Here is a 17880-nt window from a genome sequence, read left to right as displayed (position 1 = left end):
TTTACACCCTGTAAAAAGAACTATTATGTCGACATTCTTTACGAATTGTAAAAATCGATAAGATAGAAAAGCGGGAGCTGTTTTTAAATAACTGCCACGGGCAGACCTTGGTTTTACCCACTACAAAACATGAAAGTCACTGTTTTGATTTTTCAAGACTTTCATATAAATATCCGGTTGCAGCATCAACTTGACAATATCATCTCACTATAAACCTGTTGCAAAAATTACTTTCTTTCATGTTTTTGACATAAAATATTTTCTTTTTTCACAAAAAGAAATATGAGTATGGAATTAATTTTTCGGCGGAGTACAGTATTATCAATACTGAAATAATTTTTAATTTTAATTTAAGGAGGTTTTTTTATGTCAAATGGAGAAACAGAAAATGGAAATCCAGCGGTTGTTGGTTTGGCAGGTTTCGGTCTCACTACAATGATCCTTCAGTTTCATAATGTCGGGTGGTGCGGCGTAGGCCCTGTCGTTGCACTGGCATTTGTCTTTGGAGGACTGGCACAGCTGATAGCTGGTTTCCAGGAATTTAAATGTGGTAACAACTTCGGTTACAGTGCCTTTGTTTCCTACGGATCCTTCTGGATATCCCTGGGAATAATTTTTATGATGAATTATTTTAAAATTTATCATTCCAGCACGACGGATGTCGGATGGTTCCTGGTCGTCTGGACCCTTTACACGTTCATCATGTGGTTTCCCGCCATGAAAATTCATAGCGCCATGGCCGTAACATTTACGCTTCTACTTATCGGATTTATACTGCTGGATTTTGCACATTTCGGTTTTCCCGGAATGACCAAAGTCGCAGGTTATGAGCTGATGTTGTGTGCCATCTCAGCCTGGTACATGATGGCACATGTCATCTTTGCCCAGGTTTTTGGAAGGGATGTGCTGCCGGTCGGTAAGCCCTGGATCAAATAAAGATTGTACACCGATTATTTCGGTGCTTGAAAAACAAAATAAATTTTAGGAGGAGTTATGAAAAAAATTCTTATCACTGCAATCACAGCCACAATGCTTTTTTTTACTGCAAATGCTTTTGCCGGTGAAACAGCAACAAAAGATGAGTGTGTAGTAAAATGTCATGAGGCGGCTGCACTGATCAATTCAAAAGGCGTAGAAGCGGCAATAAAAATATTCAATGATTCCACAGGCCCTTTTGTCTGGAAAGATTCCTATGTATTTTTGATGAATTTGGACGGCAAGGTGCTGGCGCACCCAATACAACCGGAACTGACGCAACAAGAACATGTCCTGCTGATGACGGACCCTATGGACAAGGCATTGTTTGTTCATTTTGTCAATCTTGCCCAAAAAGTCGGACACGGGTGGGTCGAGTACATGTGGCCCAAACCCGGTAAAACTTCTCCCTCAAAAAAGATCAGTTATATCTACAGAGTTCCCAATCAGGATCTTTTCGTAGGAGCAGGTGTCTATGTAAGTGGCATGATGTACTAATCCGCAGGAAACTGTTGTGTAATTAAAAACATCAAACAAGGGAGTGCAAAGCTTAATTTGCACTCCCTTGTTATTTAATAGCGCTTCTAATAAAAACAATTATCGAGAATCGGTCTATTTTTAAGTTCCCTATACATTTGGATTAGGGCATTTAAATACGGGTTGCTCAATGGCTCTTTGCAAAGTTTCATCAACCTCCGGTTGAGGGCGCTTTGATGATATCATGTATTTCCAAGAATTTGGTTTATGACGATTGGCTGAACCAGGACGTTTCCATGACAATGCCAGCTTTCAGTTGTAAACCCTTTTTGCTTTTGTTATTATGAACAAATAATTTAAGCATATGAGCATACCTAATGGATGCAGAATTAAAAGCCAACAACCGAAAAAAAACAAAACAAGGCCTTGAGTTCTCCAGTCAAATGATCTCGAAAGATTCGGCAAACCACCAGAAACTCAGGAAGTGTACTTATTGTAACTAATGGCAAAACTGGAATGCCTACCATATTAAAAGACAAAAGTCGAGTTCTTGTGGTCGGTTGCGGACCGGCCGGATCTTTATTTGCCATTAAACTTCTCCGGGAAGCCAAAGAAACACGAAAAACCTTATCCATAACCCTGATTGACAGTCGGGTGATTCAGGAACCATTCAGCAATGAATGGACACTCAAAGGCTGTAATTTCTGTGCAGGTGTTATTTCACCCCGGCTGTACAATGCACTGGCCAAAAACAGCCTCAAACCTCCACAAGAAGTTGTGAATACAGAATTCTCCCACATATGGATTCACGGACTCTGGAAAAATTTTCCGCTCAAAGTACCGTCATTCCAAAAGGTATGTTCGGTTTTCCGGGGTATCCTGCCCCCTGACAGGCCCCCCTGGGACAAGGGATTTGATAATTTTCTTTTAAAAAAAGCACTGGAACAGGGAGCATCTGTTATCACAGGGTCTGTTGAAACCATCCAATACTCTTGCACCCGTAAACCTATACTGACGGTTAATTCACTTTCAGGAAAAAAGATCTCAATTGAATCGGACTTTGTCTGTATTGCCACGGGAATGAATGCTCCCGCAGAAAAAAATCGCAGGCAAAGCCGATTTATCAGGTCATACAAAACTCTTAACCCCTCATTTGTGCCACCCGGGGTGAGACCCACACTGGTATTTGAACTCAAACCGGGCCGAGCCTACCTGAAAAAACATATGAACAAAGAGCTTTATCTGATTGTGTCCGGCTCAAAGAATCTGCATCTTGACCATATTGTCCTTGTTCCAAAGCATGAGTACCTCTCTGTGGCACTTACCGGAAAAAGCATTGATTCGGCATCTTTACCTGAAGATACAGACAGAATTATAAGACAATTTCTATCTTTGCCCCATGTACGGGGTATTTTACCTCATATCACACCGGACAATACACCCATTGTCTGCTCTTGCTGCCCCAAAATGGTGATTTCCCCGTCCCTGTCCCCGTTTGAAGACAGGATATCAATGGTGGGGGATGCCATGGGGGCAAGACTCTACAGGGACGGGCTCTATTCCGCGTTTATCAGCGCACAGTGCCTTGCCCAAACCATTATTCATAAAGGCATTGACAAAAAAAGCCTGGAACATGGGAACAAAAAGGTGATTCAATGGCTTAAAAAGGACAACCAGTATGGAAAAGTCCTTTTCACCCTGATACAAGCCATCTTAAAATCAGATATTCTCAGCCGGATACTCTACCAGACCTTTGCCACCGAAATGAAATTCAAGCAAATGACCCAATGGCCTATGGGAAATGTCCTGTGGAAAATTGGAAGCGGGAGTGCCGACTATACAAAAATATTCCGGGAAATCATGAGCATGCCTGTTTTTTATTCAATTCTCACAGGAGGAATCAAGACTCTGCGAAATATTCTCACGGAAATGTTCTTCGGCCTGAACTGGGAAACCTATGGCCGTTATCCAACGGTCATCCTCAAAGAAAAACGCAATTATATCAAACAATCAATTTCAGCGCCCCTGGGAATCACCCTTGATACTGCCCCGCAAATGGAAAGGATGTATACCATCAAGATCAGGGCCTCATCCAGGGCCATATTTGAAGAGCTGGGCAAATTCGGAGATGCCGATGCCAAATTTCTCAAGCTCAGATTTGTGGATGTAAAAAGAATATCAGGAGTTCCAAACAAAGTGGGATCTATTGTTCGTTACAAATTAAATGCCCTGCCTGTTTCCATGGATGTTTGCCTTGTTCGCTGCATTCCAAACAAATCTCTGTTGTATGACCCCCAGGAGTTGTTTACAAGCCATGGCAGACTGCTGTTTGATATCACCCCCACAAATGATGGAAACAACCGCCTGACAATTTACACGGCATTTAACTTTAAAAAAGGCAATAGGATGATCAGCCGAATCTTCTGGAAACTTTTCAAACACACGTTCCCTGACTATGCCCATGATGTGGTATGGAACCATGCCATTTGCTGTATCAAAGCCCGGGCGGAGCAAAATACGTATTAATCAATCAATTAAAAACAGGGTCTGATCCGTAAGCCGATGCAGAACGCCCGAAGAAACACTGCCGAGCAGCCAACGTTTTATTCCTGAAAGACCGCGTTTTCCCATAATTACCGTCCCGTATTTACGGGTAATAATCGTCTCAACCAGGGCTGAAATTACATTGGTTGTCATATTGTTTCCCATATTATTTGCAGGCCGGATAAATTCCAATGGAATGTTTTTTTTTAACTTTGTAATTTTTTTCATTTTTTCCCACTGACGTTCAACCGGACTTGACTTTCCGGTCAGGACATTGACAAAACTTATGTTAAAGTTTTTTTCCCGAATCAAGGTTTTACGCAGAAAAATCATTACCAGCAATGTTGCAGGAGACAAATCAACCGGCACAATAACTTTGTGCTGACGGATGTTGGCGCAAAGGCGTGCCAGCACCTTTCCCTGTTGTTTATACAACAACCGGTCCCGCCAGTCTTCCTTTGAATTTGAACTGATAAAAACCTGTCCGTAATCGCCCATACAAATTTCATCATACACAAGTTTTTCCAAATTTCCCTTATGTTCTTTCACAACAAAATTAACTGTCCCGTCACCATAGCCGTTCAGATCAAAAACATCTTTCACCCATTCTATAAATTTATTTTGCGCTTGATCAACAGCCCTTCCCTGTAGGGCTTGCCTGAGCATCAAAACCGTGGGGAAAAAATTTTTCTTTTTGGCCCGGATAAGAAGCGGCAAAGATTTTCTAAAGGTGTAAATATCATCAATATCACAAATCACCCACAGAGGTTTATAATTGCGTGTCATCAACTGATGCTCAAGCCTTGTCCTGTCACGGAGTTCTTCGGACCAGCGGCTGCAGGCAAATCCCTGTTCCAATACCACCTGTTTCAGGCACCAGTTACAATTCACACACTGTATTATTTTACGATTTTTATCCACAGCCTTGGCCACCCATAATGGATCAACCCTCAGAGGCCTTCCCAGACCGATCAGATCTGCAATGCCTTCCTTGACAAGTTTATCCGCCATCAAAGGTGTGGTGATCCTGCCGGATGTGATAGTCGGAATACCTACTACGGCCGTGAGTTTGGCCATATCTTTTTTCAGATAGGCTGTTTTGGCCATGTTTTTTAATACAGCCGGGGAAAATATGGAATTGTATGTCCCTGCAGAGGCTGAAAGATATGCAATTTTGTTTTTTTCAAGAACCTGTGCAAACGCCAGAGCTTCTGGAAGGTCAATGCCCTGAGGAACCCATTCCCTGATAATAAGACGGTATCCCACGGGAAAATTCTTTGGAACATTTTTTTTTACGCTTTGTATTACAGCAAGGGGAAATGTTGTCCGTTCATGAAAATTACCCCCAAAACCAGAGTCAATTTTATTGGTAAAGCAAGACAGATACTGACACAAAAGATAGCCGTTTGCGCCGTGAAGTTCAACCATGTCAAAACCGGCTTCACATGCCCTGGCAGCAGATAAGCCAAAATCTTCAATGACCCTTGCCCTATCGTCACAAGTCATGGCCTGTCTCCATTTATTAAACTGCCCCAAAAGATATCGGGTAAGACTAAACCGTTTTTCAAAAGGAAAAAATTCCATAAAATCCTTTAATGATTCCACATTAAAAGATAAATTCTCACTGGTTACGGCAGAAGGCAGCAGCGGACGGCTGGTTTTCGCAAACCGTCCGGCATGGTTAAGCTGAAGACAGGCAATGGCACCTTTGTTTTGTATCGCCTTTGCCAGTTTTGACAAACCGGGGATGAACTTATCTTTATCAATTCGAAGGTTAAACTTTGAAACAACGCCATCTGCGGAAACAGCCGTATTCGCGACAACCACCATTGCCACACCAGAGTCTGCCAACCTGGTATAAAAATCAATCAGCCAGGAACTTACAGTACCATCCGGATATGCAAACCCGGTATGAACAGGCAGGGCAATCAGCCTGTTTTTCATTTGATGCCCCCCAACCTGCAAAGGGCTGAAAAGAAAAGGATAGGCGGTCATGTCTTGTTTTCTAATCTGATCCATGAATGATGTTTGTGTTTCATATAAAAACGGCCATGGAATTTATATCAATATTCAAAGCACATTATATCATAGATTAAAGCTCCGTTAAAACAAATAGCCCCTTGCTTTTTATGCTAAATTTTTTCTTGACGCCCTATGCAGAAGAAGATTACAATAAAACGAGGCTGATTTCTCACTGGCATCCATCTTCCTTTTAACGGTTTTTTTGCTTCTGTGTTGAAAAAAAGACCTTCAGATGTCTTTGGTTTGTTATCAATTACAAAAAAAAGGAGTCAAATCATGAGAATAGAACCAAAAAAAATACTGTGTGCCATTGATTTTTCAGACTTTACAAATCTTATCGTATCTTATGGCAAATCACTGGCCGTGGAATTTAATTCAAAACTTTGTCTGTGCCATATTGTTCCGGGAACGCTTATGGTTTCAAGCCATATGCCTCCATATCTTGACTACGCAGGCATTGAAAGTGAGCGAATCCGCAATGCCGAGGAAAGACTTGAGAAACTGGCAGAAGAAATTGAAACTGAATGTGAAATAATCGTTGCTGCCGGCCACCCGCCGGATGAAATCGAACAGATTAGCCGCGAAAAAAACATGGACATGGTAATTGCCGCGACCCATGGAGGTTCAGGCGTAAAACGATTTTTAATCGGTTCTGTCACCAACAGGCTGGTAAAAATCCTGGAATGCCCTTTTCTGGTGCTGCATACACCTGAAGATCATATGGTTTCACCGGTTAAAGATGGTATAAAACTGAAACGAATTCTTGTGGGATGCGATTTTTCACCTGATTCCAAACTTGCTTTTGACTATGCCCTGAGTCTTGCACAGGAATTTCAGACACAACTTTATCTGGCCCATATAATCAGACCAATGGAACACCAAGTGGGTGAGGATATCAGCTGGATTCGTGCCGAACATCTGAATATATCCAAAAAAACAATAGAAGAAGAAAAAGAGAAAAAACAAATAATGTTCAACCGCCTTGAAAAGCAGCTCATCAATATGGTTCCGGAAGACAGCCGGAACTGGTGTACACCTGTTACCGTCATACTTGAAGGAGAGCCATACAAGGAACTGATCGACTATGCCGAAAAAAAAGAAATGGATATGATCATACTTGGGGTCCGGGGCCACAGCCTTTTAGAGCGTTTTTTAGTGGGATCTACAACTGATCGAGTCATCAGCCGATCTCAGTGTCCGGTTCTGGCAGTCCGCCACGTCGTATGAAAAATCATGTCGTCTGAAAAAAAATGGATGCAAAAGGAGATGTCCCATGATAACAGCAAAAGATATTATGAAAAAAGACGTTATATCCATTTCCCCTGACACAGATATCACCAAAGCGGTTGAAATTCTTTTAAGCAATCATATCAACGGTGTTCCCGTAGTTGATTCAAATGGAATCCTTAAAGGAATTTTATGCCAGAGTGATTTGATTTTTGCACAAAAAGACATTCCGTTCCCCCCAATTTTTGTCCTCCTTGACGGGATTATCCCATTGTCATCCTCTAAAAAACTGAATTCGGAACTCAAGAAGATTGCAGCCACAAAAGTAGAGCAGGCCATGGTAAAAAATCCCATTTCAGTCCATCCTGATACCCCTGTTTCTGAAATTGCAAGCCTGATGGTTGAAAAACATTTTCATACCCTCCCGGTGGTAGATAAAAACAAACTTGTAGGCATTATCGGAAAAGAAGATATTTTAAAAATTTTAATCTCCAGAAGTAAAAACAATTAAACTTTTGCATCCGATATCTTCAGATTCTATTATACCTTAAGGTCCAGTATTTCCCGGATTAATACTGCCAGATCTTTATTGGATACCGGTTTTTGAACATATTTTCGAATGCCCATTTCAAGTGCTTTTTCCTCTGAAACAGTCTCACTGTATCCTGTACACAAAATAACCGGCATATCCTTGCGAAGCTTGAGTACTCTTTTGGCAAGCTCATCACCCGTCATACCTGGCATGGTCATATCCGTAACAATCAAATCGAATTGATCATGATCTTTTTCAAATGCTTCAAAAGCTTTTATACCATTTTCAAAGGTGTCAACAGAGTAACCGCAACTGGTTAAAAATGCCTGACCAATCAAGCGGATATTTTCTTCATCATCCACAATCATGATTTTTTCAACCCCGCGTTTTAATATTTTTTCTTCTTTTCCACAGAAATCAAAATCCGTTTCCTGATCAATCAAAGGCAGGTAGATATAAAAACTTGTTCCCTTCCCTTCCGCGCTTTCTACTTTTATATAACCGCCATGTGATTCAACAATGGCATGAACCATGGACAGACCAAAACCCGTCCCCTTTCCCACCTCTTTGGTGGTAAAATACGGATCAAACGCTTTTAACAAAATTTTTTCATCCATCCCAAGACCGGTGTCAGCGATCTCAAGCTCAAGATATCTTCCTTTGGTGATAATATGATCAAAAACATCTTTGTCTTTTGAAATCTTAACTTCTTGAAGTTGGACCGTCAAAACACCCTTGTTTTCTCCCATGGCATGGTAGGCATTGGTGCAAAGATTCATAATCAACTGATGCATTTGGACCGAATCAGCCAGGACTTTTGCTTTTGAAACAATATTTTCACTGATTTTAATGGACGTAGGGATTGATGAACGCAATAATTTAAGGGCTTCTTTTACCACAAGATATAAATTCAACGGATACTTTTCAGGTTCTGTCTGACTCTGGCGGCTGAATGTCAGTATCTGCCGGGTAAGGCTGGCAGCTCTCTGGGCACCTTTGACAATCAATTCAATATATTTTTTTGCCTTTTCCGGGCTGTCCAGATTCAATTGTGCCAATTCCGAATACCCTAAAATTCCTGACAGGATATTATTAAAATCATGGGCAATTCCACCGGCAAGGGTTCCGATTGCCTCCATTTTCTGGGCTTTTTCCAATCGCACAGCCAAGGTTTTTGCTTCCTGGGCTGCAAGTTTATATGCTGTGATATCCCTGCCCTCTACAATCAGGAACGCCACATCACCCAATGAATTTAAAACAGGCTTTATGGTGACATCCATATTTATGATCTGATCATCTTTTGAAGTATTTGTGATTTCAAATCGAATAAAATCCCCTTGGGCAGCCCTTTCAACAGCGTCTTTCACTTGTTGCTGAACCTTGGGGTCATGACGCCACCAGGGTGTCTGCCAGAAAGGTTTCCCCATAACATCACCTGCAGTATATCCGACAAAATCAAGTGAACTCTGATTGACCTCTTCAAGCATTCCCAAAGGGGATAACAGACCCGTGAACTGAAAAGATTGATTAAACAGGCTGCGTAGCCTAAGATCATATTCTTCGATAACGGCACGGGCTTCTGTGTTTTTTTGAATTTCAGTTTTAATCTTTTCCTGGTTCTGTTCCAACTGGCCCATAAAAGAATTAAACTGACGAGCCAGTCTGCCAAACTCATAAGGGACATCATCATCCATGCGAACGGAAAAATCACCCCGGGCACCTTGATCCAGTGTATCCATTAATGATACCAGCGGTTTTGTCACAGAGGTACTTATTAAATACGTTATCCAGACAGATGATAAGAGGATTAATATCATGAAAACCACTAAAAAATTCCTGAATGTATTCAACGGGGAAAAAACTTCATCCACATAGCTTGAAGATGCAACAATCCATTTATATTCCGGCAAATATTTGAAAATAGTTATTTTTTCCCGAGGTTTTAATTCATTGGGATTTTTCCAGAAATATCTGATTTTCCCGTTTTTTTCTTTAATAATCTGTTTAAAAAACTCATTGGAATACGCTGATTGCCTTAACAGGTTTATCCCCTGCATGGTGGGATGCACCAGAATGTCTCCATCTTCACTCAGAACAAAGGCATATCCTGTTTCTCCTGATTTAAAAGAAAGAATACTGTTTCTGAAATCATCGATATTTAGAAAAGAGCTGAACTCTTCACGATAGGAAGACGCTGAGATAATCCAGTCAAGCGGTTCAAAATAAACCATATAAAGGGCTTTGGATTGCTTGTTTGATTCCCCATCTTTTTTTATATCATATTCAAAATATCCTTTTTTAATTTGTATCTGCTGCCTGATAAAATCAAGTTCGGAAAAATTCTTATTTCTTATTTTTTCATTTGGATGAACAGTAATAATCCCTTGACTGTTAATACAATAGATATAACCTTTCATGCCAACAGACTGACTTAAAAATATTTCTTCAATGATTGTAATTGCTTCAGACCTGCTCAACAATCCAGATTGATATTTACCATAATAATAACGGGCAATATCTAAATTTTTATCGGCAATGGCATGAAGCCTGTTTTTTATAGAAAGTGCGGCAGAAGTTTGTATCAGGTTTAATAAAGAAAGGGTTGTGTCCTGTAGTTCTTTTTCAATATTTGTTTGCAGAATTTTTTTGACCTGGTAATATGCAATGGTGCTGCTGATTAAAATCAACGGAACAAAAACAATCAAAAAAGCAAACAACAGCCTGTTTCTATATTTAAAATTTGCATCAATCATAAAATAGTCCACCGCCTGAAAAAATTAAAATAACTGCCATGTGCAGAACTGGCAATTTTCCTTGGGACTCCAACTCGGTAACAATAAAACAAGAGCTTTTTAAAAGCAAGGTTTTGATTAATTCAGTGGGGAGAAAACAAGGCTGTACAGGGTGATCAGCTTTAAAGGCTGATAGGACAGTTTTGCCTGGCGAAGCCCCTTGATGCCAAGATCCTGCTCCCGGTTAAGGTAGAAACACTTATCTTTAAGATAGAGTGCTGTTTCATGATTGATAACCTGGGACACCCCCTTAAATTCAATATCAGATTTTTCAAACTGAATGTCATAGGTGGACCGGCTCAATCGGCTGAAAACAGAAAATGCGACCATCCGGCTTCCAATTGTTATGGCAAGCCCTTCCAAACCAAGATCTTCAAAATAATCAAATGATGTTTTTAATGCACAAAACTCATGGTCAAGGGTTTTTGAGTTCAGTTTGCTGCGGCTCATCAATTCTTTTGTCAGCTCCAGAGCTTTAGATTTATACTCTCCTTTTAATGGATGAACCTCAAAATCAGGATAGGCTCGCTTGAACTGTGATATCAAATTTCTTTTTTTGTGCAGTTTTTTCCCGGTAAGTTCACACAGGCTGTTAACATCATAGATGTATTCTGAATAATCGCGCTCTTCTCTGACCTCATAATAATTTTCAATCCATGGAAATCTTCTCAAATAATCCGGTGTGACAAGATAAAAATCAGGTGTCAGACCCATATCTTTTAAATTTAACGACAAGACAACAAGTTCTTCAGGACAAAAGTCTTCTCCCAAAGGGATAAATCCACATTGAGAAACATTATCATAAATCAAAAGCCGTTCCTGGTACAAGGTCCAGGTAAGCTGGTAAGCATCCTGCCAGGCAAAAAGGTTTGAAAAATTATACTCGCAGGACAAGGGCTTGAAAGTATCAATATAGGTTTGAATCATCCCCCGGTCTTTTAAATCAAATCGGTTTAACTCAGGAAGTCTTGTTTTTTTTGGGGGAGCCTGTAAAACCGCTTCTGCCCTGCACATTTTATCAATCCTTATATTTTAACGGAACATGATCTTTGAGTGTTTCAAATCCCAGTTTTGTGTAAAACGAAGAGGTTCCCGGCTCGGCAACAAGTCCTATCCAGTCAACCCCTTTCTCCTTTAATCGTTTTACCAGTGTTTGAACAATTTTTTCACCAATCCCTTTGCCCCTGAATGTCTTTAAAACTGCGACATCCTGAATATAAGCATCACTTGCAAGATCAGAAAGGGCACGTCCCATTCCGACAAGTCTTTGTCCCGCAAAAGCACCCACAAAAAGGGCTGAATCTTTTACAATAGACTGCAAGGATTCAGGATGTTCTTCAAAAGAAGAATCCCACCACCCAGCATCCTTGTAAAGACCCATTAAATCATCCATTGAAGCGGATTTAATGGTCTTTATGATAAATTCTGTTTTGGAACCATTTGGCATTTTTCAAATATTTTTTATTAATTGGAAGAGACAAATTTCAAATCTTAAAAATTTCAAATCTATCCTCTTTCATTATTATAAGGTTTCAAACATCTTTTGGGCAAAATAAGGCAGAACAAAAGAAGCCTCATGGATTTTTGGTGTATAATAGTTTAATTGTTTTTGAATTGCATCAGACATAGTGCGGCAAGGAGTTTTTAATTGAGGGCCTAAAGATCCCAGGCAGACGCCTATATTACCACCCGGATATGTTGGAACAAGTATATAGGAATATGCCTGAACCTCAAACAGCTCTTTTGTAATCTTCACAAGATTGGCAACGCACTCCTTGTGCATAAAAAAAGATTCACCCTGAGTGGCAATGATTCCGTTTTGACGAAGTGCGGCTTTTAAATTTTCGTAAAATGGCCTTTCAAACAAGGCCTCCCCCGGACCAATGGGATCGGAAGAATCCACAATAATCACATCGTATTTATTTTTTTGTTCCCGGAGATAGGAGTTTCCATCCCCAATATGAACCCTGACCCTTGGATCATCAAACCCGCAGGCCATATCAGGCAAAAATTCTTTTGATACCTTGATGACCTCTTCATCAATTTCACAAAAATCAATGATTTTCACACAGGCATGGCGGGCAATTTCCCTTAAAACGCCCCCATCTCCGCCCCCAATGACCAGAACATTTTCAGGATTGGGGTGGGCAAACAAAGGCACATGGGCCAGCATCTCCTGGTAAGCAAATTCATCTGACTGCGTCAACTGGATAATACCATCCAGGACAAGCATTTTACCATGGTTCCGGGTTTGGTACAGGTCAATCTGCTGAAATTTGCTCTTGTTGCTGTACAAAACCTCTTCGATCTCAAGAGACAAAGCTATGCCGGGCCACATGGGACATATTTCCGAAAACCAGCCGTTTTTTATTTTACTATAATTTTTCATTTTTATTATCGCGCATACCTCAATTGACGGCTGTTGGAAAAAAGACCTACTGGCAGACAATTGGAATTTGATTGGATTATTGTCTTAAAGCAATCTGGATCTTATAATGATCACCTTTGAAAAAAGACATTGCAAAGTTAGCAACTTCCCGGGGTTCATAAAATTTACAACTGAATACATCCAGGTAAATTCTGTTTGATGGATTGGCAAAATGACCTGAAATCAATGACGTTTCAATAAGTTGCGTCATGCTGAACCCTTCAACTTTTTCATCGTCTCCGAAATGAACAACCTGGCATTCCCCAAACCGCTTCATATCAATCAGATCACACAATTGATATACAAATTGTTTAATGCTTTTTGCATCACTGATAATATTCGGATCACTGTCATAAATATCCACAGACGTTAAAACACCCCATGGATTTTTACTCTCATATTCCTTTTTCCAGGAAATCGGATATATTTCTGATTTTTTAACAATCTGTCCCACTTTTTTTTGTTCAAACGCTTTGGAAATAATTCCCCTGTTTTGATCAGAAGAAATAACAACATTTTCAGACTCAAAAGAATCTTTCATGGAATTGATGGCTATTTCCAGATCAATATTATCTCCGCATGTGAATATATCAACCGCAGCATAATCATGTTCCGGCCACGCATGCACTGTAAAATGAGACTCTGCTATCACGACGACCCCGCTGATCCCCTGGGGTTCGAATTTATGGAATATTGAATTAATAACGGTTGCACCGCTTTTTTGAGCTGCATCTAACAGAGCTTTTTCTACCAGGGTTTTATCTAAAAGAGCTTTTGTTGAACATTCATAATACTCAATTGTCAGTTGTCTGCCCAAGGCAAAACAGTTCTCCTTCCGGGAGTCATCAATAAATTTTTTATTTTTATCAAGCATTAATGCTGTCTCCGGTAATCAATAAAATATCTGATATTTTCCACAAAACTGTTGGAGCATAAAAAAATAATTGCGCTTAAGGTAAATCCTAAATAATGAATTACAAGGGCAAAAAGCCAGAAGAAAAACTAAATCAATAAATTTCCATTATTGATTTAAATCTGTCAAACTCGGTATTGGCAGGCATGTTGCGTTTGTTTAAATTGTGTATCATTCTTTGGGCGTTAAACCGTATGTAAGGATTCACACTTAATTCATCATCCAGAGTTGATACGATTAACCCGGAATTATATTTTTGAATGTATGCTTCAAAATGCGGGTTATCTTTTTCAATTATTTTTGCCATTTTAATGGCTTCAATCACATAATCATGACCAGCATAAATTTTGGTATTTCCCGGCAAGGCAATCAAACGTTTCAGGGATTGAAAAAACGCTTCAAGGTCGCCTGAAAAACAATTCCCAATAGTCCCGTTAAACAATGTATCACCAGTGACCAGAAAATCATCTGCTGCAAATGTTATTGAGTCATCAGTGTGACCGGGGGTGTAATACGCCTCTATTTTTTCCATGTCAAGCGCTATAACCTGATCTGATTTGATCTGTCTGCAATCAATAAATTGAGCATTTGTTTTTTCAAGCAACGCCTGGTTGCCCGGAGTATGGTCATAATGAGAATGGGTATTTGTGACATATTTGATATGTATATTGTTCTTTTCGGCAAAACTCAGAATATCATCTACACTACCTGCATCAATGGCAATCCCTTCTTTTCTTGAATATGCCAGGTATCCAAGGTTATCGGTTGAATACTTAAACTGCTTAATAAACATAAAAAAACCTTTATATTTGAAAAATCATCAACGGTTCACGCTTATCACGGGACAGGCGGATCGGAGAACCACCTGTTCAATTGTAGGGCCGAAGGATACCTCATCAGGATCACTATACATGTTGTTATGGCCCATCACGATAAGGTCGCTGCGAGCTTCCCTTGAAAATTTCAACAATTCGATATAAGGACTGCCTTCCCAGACAGCAATATCATAATTATCAAAATTATGCATTTGAGAAACATATTCTTGATCTATTCTGTTTTTTGCTTCCTGTATTTGATCTTCAATCTGTTTTTGGCCAAGAACATTTTGTGTTCCGGATGAATCAAGATTAAGCGCATGAAAAATATGCAGTTTGCAACCGATATAATCCGCCAGTTGATATGCAAACTCAAAGGCCGCCATGGAAGCCTCTGAAAAATTGGTTCCAAAAACAATCCGGCTAAAGTACCAGAAACAAGTTTCACAAGGCCTTGCAATACTCAATACAGGACAGCACGCCTCTTTTATTACCTTTTTCAAAGTTTTCCCGGCAGTTTTTATGAATCCTTTCCCGTCAGGATCATCTACCCTGCCATGCGCACCCATGATAATGCAATCCGCTTCGATTTTTAAGGCAAAATCAAGGATTGCTTGTGCAGGTTCCCCTTCAAGCACCTTATATTCAATATTATCAGGGTCAGGTTTTTTATTGTCATGGTACTCATATTTGGAGTCTTTGTTTTTTTTAACCACAGCTCCATATGTATTTTTCATTCCCTCCAGAACTGCTGCAATATAATCAGGTCTGAACCGCAGTCTTTTTATTGTCAATGAATCCGGAACAAAAAGGCAACTTTCTTTTGAGTCATCCTCATAAACGTATATCAAGATAAGCTCAGAATTATATTTTTCTGAAAGTTCAAAAGCAATTTTTGCTGCTGCTTCACAGACAGGAGACCCATCAGTTGCAAAAACTATCTTTTTAAACATAACGACCTCAAAAAACCAAAAAACTGCATTTTTACAAACACCTCTTAAAATATGCCTCTCAGGTCAACAGATCCGCCACTTTCTCCAGCAGCTTCTGAGCATCAAAAGGTTTGCCGAAAAAAGCGGCAGCCTTTGGAATCGAATATTTTGTGCTTGACAGTCCGCTGATAACAATGACAGGGGTATTAAACCCCTTTGATTTACTGACTTTTCTAAAAAATCTGGGCCCCCATTCTTCGGGCATTTCAAGATCAAGCGTAATCAAATCAGGGCTTTGCGCTTTATACAGATCCAGGGCTTTTTTACCATCAACTGCAACACAGGTGTCATAGCCATTGTCAGTAAAAAGTGTTTCCAGATATTTTGTTATGGCCGGATCATCATCCACGATCATAATTTTTTTACTCATACTGTTCCTCCTGACTATTTGATATGGCATTCACCGCAAAGTACCGGACCTTTATTTACTTCAAAATGGCAGTCCTTGCACCGTTTATGATAAGCACGCAACAAAGGAACGGAATTTTCATCATCTGATTTCAGAGAATGACATTCTGAACACTGACTGTCTTCGCTGGATTCATCCTCAAGTAATTTTTTACCGTCATACACATGATGACAAACAGCACAATCATCTATTTGTGCCATATCATTATGATCATCATGCTCAAATACAGCACCTGGCCTATGGGGATTTTTAAATACTGAATTGTCCAATCGTTCCAATTGGGATTTTTCAACTGAGTCCGGTTCAGCATTGGAAAACGAAACAACTGCCGCAAATAAAAACAATATAAAACCCATAAAAACAACTATCTGTTTCATCTTAATCTCCCGGTTTAAAAATTTTCTTTTCCATGGTTTCAAAAATAATATCTCCCAGGAATTTGACTTCCATGTTCAGATCATAATGCTCAACAATATCTTCAAGTCCGCTGTGGCAATTGTGGCAGGGAGCGATTAAAACCTCGGCACCGGTTGCCTTTAATTGTTCAGCCTTTACCCTGTTGTTCACCATACGTTCCCCTTTGTAGGGAGGGCCGCAATTGATCACACCTCCACCTGCGCCGCAGCAATAATTATGTTCCCGGTTCGGAGTCATCTCTATAAAAGACTCACACAACATGTTTGTCACTTGTCTTGCCATATCGTGCAATCCCCTTCCCCTGGAAACATTGCAGGGATCATGGAGTGTAACGGTCTTTTTAAATTTTTCACCAATCATGATCCGGCCCGATGTCAGCAATTCATGATAAAATTCCAGTGCATGAACAACCTCAAAGGGCGGCATAGACCAGCCGATCCAACGGTTTCCCATATCATAAATTGACCGGAATGCATGTCCGCACTCTCCCATGACAATGCGTTTTACCTTCAACCGTGCGGCTGTCTCATAAAATGCCCTGGCAATGCGGCCTGAAATTTCATTGTCGCCTGTATACATGGCCATATTACTATTATCCCAACCCGGACTTGAAGGCATGGTCCAGTCAATGCCTGCGGCATGCATTATGGTGGCGGTCTGATAAATTAATCCTGCCTGGAATTTTGGTTCAGGTGCGATAACAGAATACATGATATCAGAACCCACTTTATCCAAAGGGATTCTCAGGTTTTCAAACTCTTCTCTTGCATCCTCTTCCTGCCATTGAAGGGTATCAATCCATTCATCCTCCTTGACCCACATCTGGTTCATGGTGGCGGAATGGCTGTTCACCGTATCTTGAATATATAACGGTGTTATTTCAAGTTTATGGCAAATTCTTCGGACCAGCAGCATCAGATAGGCAATATCAATACCAAAGGGACAATACATGGCACAACGTTTACAGACATTGCATTCCGTATGGGCAATATGAACCGCCCTTCTGAGAAAATCCGTTGAGACCTCCCCTTTTTTTTTAAGCATTTCCCAAATGGTCTGTTTTACCTTACCTGCAGGTGAGTATGTCGGATCACGATCATTTGAAAGAAAATAGACACATGCTTCCGCACACAGACCGCAATGCATGCAAGTCTCAACATAAGCTTTAAATTTAGGACCTGTCTCATCCTGAAGCACCTGGTTAATGGTGCTTTTTATTTTTTCCGGTGTCAGCCTTGCCAGTCCCGCCTCAACTGCTTCATCCGTATTTTTTTCATTCACCATATTGGACTCATCCATTTTGTCATTTCCTTTGGTTATCATTTCCTTTGCTTGTC

General features: G+C 40.2%; 16 protein-coding genes. 5 read left to right on the top strand and 11 right to left on the bottom strand.

Annotated features, from left to right (window positions below; all coding sequences use genetic code 11):
* Positions 1-366 precede the first annotated feature (366 nt).
* The 3 genes from TOL2_RS10335 (at position 367) to TOL2_RS10325 (ending at position 3978) form a co-directional block, all read left to right on the top strand.
* Entirely contained in the window at positions 367-936 is a 570-nt protein-coding gene (locus tag TOL2_RS10335) for an acetate uptake transporter (protein WP_014957418.1), read from the top strand.
* A gap of 57 nt (positions 937-993) precedes the next feature.
* Positions 994-1473, top strand: a complete 480-nt coding sequence (locus TOL2_RS10330; RefSeq protein WP_014957417.1) for a cache domain-containing protein — start codon at positions 994-996, stop codon at positions 1471-1473.
* Between the two features lie 495 nt (positions 1474-1968).
* On the top strand, positions 1969-3978 hold the full coding sequence (locus TOL2_RS10325) for an NAD(P)/FAD-dependent oxidoreductase (RefSeq protein WP_014957416.1): 2010 nt from the start codon (positions 1969-1971) through the stop codon (positions 3976-3978).
* On the opposite strand, the gene TOL2_RS10320 is transcribed toward TOL2_RS10325, so the two are convergent.
* Positions 3979-6015, bottom strand: a complete 2037-nt coding sequence (locus TOL2_RS10320) for an oxidoreductase (protein ID WP_041279415.1) — start codon at positions 6013-6015, stop codon at positions 3979-3981.
* Between the two features lie 279 nt (positions 6016-6294).
* On the opposite strand from TOL2_RS10320, the gene TOL2_RS10315 reads away from it, so the two are divergent.
* Positions 6295-7245, top strand: coding sequence for a universal stress protein (locus tag TOL2_RS10315; protein WP_014957414.1), 951 nt, complete (start codon positions 6295-6297; stop codon positions 7243-7245).
* A gap of 46 nt (positions 7246-7291) precedes the next feature.
* The gene (locus tag TOL2_RS10310; protein ID WP_014957413.1) at positions 7292-7756 is read left to right on the top strand and encodes a CBS domain-containing protein; all 465 of its coding nucleotides are present in this window, start codon (positions 7292-7294) and stop codon (positions 7754-7756) included.
* A 29-nt stretch (positions 7757-7785) separates the two neighbouring features.
* Here TOL2_RS10310 and TOL2_RS23600 read toward each other — a convergent pair whose 3' ends face one another.
* The 10 genes from TOL2_RS23600 to tmcB all read right to left on the bottom strand — a co-directional run bounded on the left by TOL2_RS23600 (position 7786) and on the right by tmcB (position 17842).
* Positions 7786-10530, bottom strand: a complete 2745-nt coding sequence (locus TOL2_RS23600; protein ID WP_014957412.1) for a cache domain-containing protein — start codon at positions 10528-10530, stop codon at positions 7786-7788.
* Positions 10531-10647: 117 nt separating this feature from the next.
* Entirely contained in the window at positions 10648-11583 is a 936-nt protein-coding gene (locus tag TOL2_RS10295) for a DUF2156 domain-containing protein (protein WP_014957411.1), read from the bottom strand.
* 4 nt (positions 11584-11587) lie between these two features.
* On the bottom strand, positions 11588-11950 hold the full coding sequence (locus TOL2_RS10290) for a GNAT family N-acetyltransferase (protein ID WP_232508118.1): 363 nt from the start codon (positions 11948-11950) through the stop codon (positions 11588-11590).
* A 141-nt stretch (positions 11951-12091) separates the two neighbouring features.
* Positions 12092-12958 (bottom strand): spermidine synthase, encoded by an 867-nt coding sequence (speE, locus tag TOL2_RS10285; protein WP_014957409.1) that lies wholly within the window; start codon positions 12956-12958, stop codon positions 12092-12094.
* 76 nt (positions 12959-13034) lie between these two features.
* Positions 13035-13871: an adenosylmethionine decarboxylase gene (gene speD / locus TOL2_RS10280; RefSeq protein WP_014957408.1), complete on the bottom strand. Its 837-nt coding sequence runs from the start codon at positions 13869-13871 to the stop codon at positions 13035-13037.
* A 133-nt stretch (positions 13872-14004) separates the two neighbouring features.
* Positions 14005-14703: an MBL fold metallo-hydrolase gene (locus TOL2_RS10275; RefSeq protein WP_014957407.1), complete on the bottom strand. Its 699-nt coding sequence runs from the start codon at positions 14701-14703 to the stop codon at positions 14005-14007.
* A gap of 27 nt (positions 14704-14730) precedes the next feature.
* On the bottom strand, positions 14731-15678 hold the full coding sequence (locus tag TOL2_RS10270) for a universal stress protein (protein WP_014957406.1): 948 nt from the start codon (positions 15676-15678) through the stop codon (positions 14731-14733).
* A 58-nt stretch (positions 15679-15736) separates the two neighbouring features.
* Positions 15737-16087: a DVU0259 family response regulator domain-containing protein gene (divK, locus tag TOL2_RS10265; protein WP_014957405.1), complete on the bottom strand. Its 351-nt coding sequence runs from the start codon at positions 16085-16087 to the stop codon at positions 15737-15739.
* Between the two features lie 14 nt (positions 16088-16101).
* A complete protein-coding gene (tmcA, locus tag TOL2_RS10260) occupies positions 16102-16503 on the bottom strand; it encodes an acidic tetraheme cytochrome c3 TmcA (protein WP_014957404.1) in 402 nt (133 codons plus the stop codon).
* 1 nt (position 16504) lies between these two features.
* The gene (tmcB, locus tag TOL2_RS10255) at positions 16505-17842 is read right to left on the bottom strand and encodes an electron transfer complex ferredoxin TmcB (RefSeq protein WP_014957403.1); all 1338 of its coding nucleotides are present in this window, start codon (positions 17840-17842) and stop codon (positions 16505-16507) included.
* Positions 17843-17880 lie beyond the last annotated feature (38 nt).

The organism is Desulfobacula toluolica Tol2 (assembly GCF_000307105.1).
Taxonomy (GTDB): domain Bacteria; phylum Desulfobacterota; class Desulfobacteria; order Desulfobacterales; family Desulfobacteraceae; genus Desulfobacula; species Desulfobacula toluolica.
This window is presented reverse-complemented; position numbering and strand designations above follow the sequence as displayed.

Bases quoted from the DNA above. Each gene is read 5' to 3' on its own strand.
- TOL2_RS10335 (WP_014957418.1), top strand. From the start codon at position 367: ATGTCAAATGGAGAAACAGAAAATGGAAATCCAGCGGTTGTTGGTTTG.
- TOL2_RS10330 (WP_014957417.1), top strand. From the start codon at position 994: ATGAAAAAAATTCTTATCACTGCAATCACAGCCACAATGCTTTTTTTT.
- TOL2_RS10325 (WP_014957416.1), top strand. From the start codon at position 1,969: ATGCCTACCATATTAAAAGACAAAAGTCGAGTTCTTGTGGTCGGTTGC.
- TOL2_RS10320 (WP_041279415.1), bottom strand. From the start codon at position 6,015: ATGGATCAGATTAGAAAACAAGACATGACCGCCTATCCTTTTCTTTTC.
- TOL2_RS10315 (WP_014957414.1), top strand. From the start codon at position 6,295: ATGAGAATAGAACCAAAAAAAATACTGTGTGCCATTGATTTTTCAGAC.
- TOL2_RS10310 (WP_014957413.1), top strand. From the start codon at position 7,292: ATGATAACAGCAAAAGATATTATGAAAAAAGACGTTATATCCATTTCC.
- TOL2_RS23600 (WP_014957412.1), bottom strand. From the start codon at position 10,530: ATGATTGATGCAAATTTTAAATATAGAAACAGGCTGTTGTTTGCTTTT.
- TOL2_RS10295 (WP_014957411.1), bottom strand. From the start codon at position 11,583: ATGTGCAGGGCAGAAGCGGTTTTACAGGCTCCCCCAAAAAAAACAAGA.
- TOL2_RS10290 (WP_232508118.1), bottom strand. From the start codon at position 11,950: ATGGGTCTTTACAAGGATGCTGGGTGGTGGGATTCTTCTTTTGAAGAA.
- speE (WP_014957409.1), bottom strand. From the start codon at position 12,958: ATGAAAAATTATAGTAAAATAAAAAACGGCTGGTTTTCGGAAATATGT.
- speD (WP_014957408.1), bottom strand. From the start codon at position 13,871: ATGCTTGATAAAAATAAAAAATTTATTGATGACTCCCGGAAGGAGAAC.
- TOL2_RS10275 (WP_014957407.1), bottom strand. From the start codon at position 14,703: ATGTTTATTAAGCAGTTTAAGTATTCAACCGATAACCTTGGATACCTG.
- TOL2_RS10270 (WP_014957406.1), bottom strand. From the start codon at position 15,678: ATGTTTAAAAAGATAGTTTTTGCAACTGATGGGTCTCCTGTCTGTGAA.
- divK (WP_014957405.1), bottom strand. From the start codon at position 16,087: ATGAGTAAAAAAATTATGATCGTGGATGATGATCCGGCCATAACAAAA.
- tmcA (WP_014957404.1), bottom strand. From the start codon at position 16,503: ATGAAACAGATAGTTGTTTTTATGGGTTTTATATTGTTTTTATTTGCG.
- tmcB (WP_014957403.1), bottom strand. From the start codon at position 17,842: ATGGATGAGTCCAATATGGTGAATGAAAAAAATACGGATGAAGCAGTT.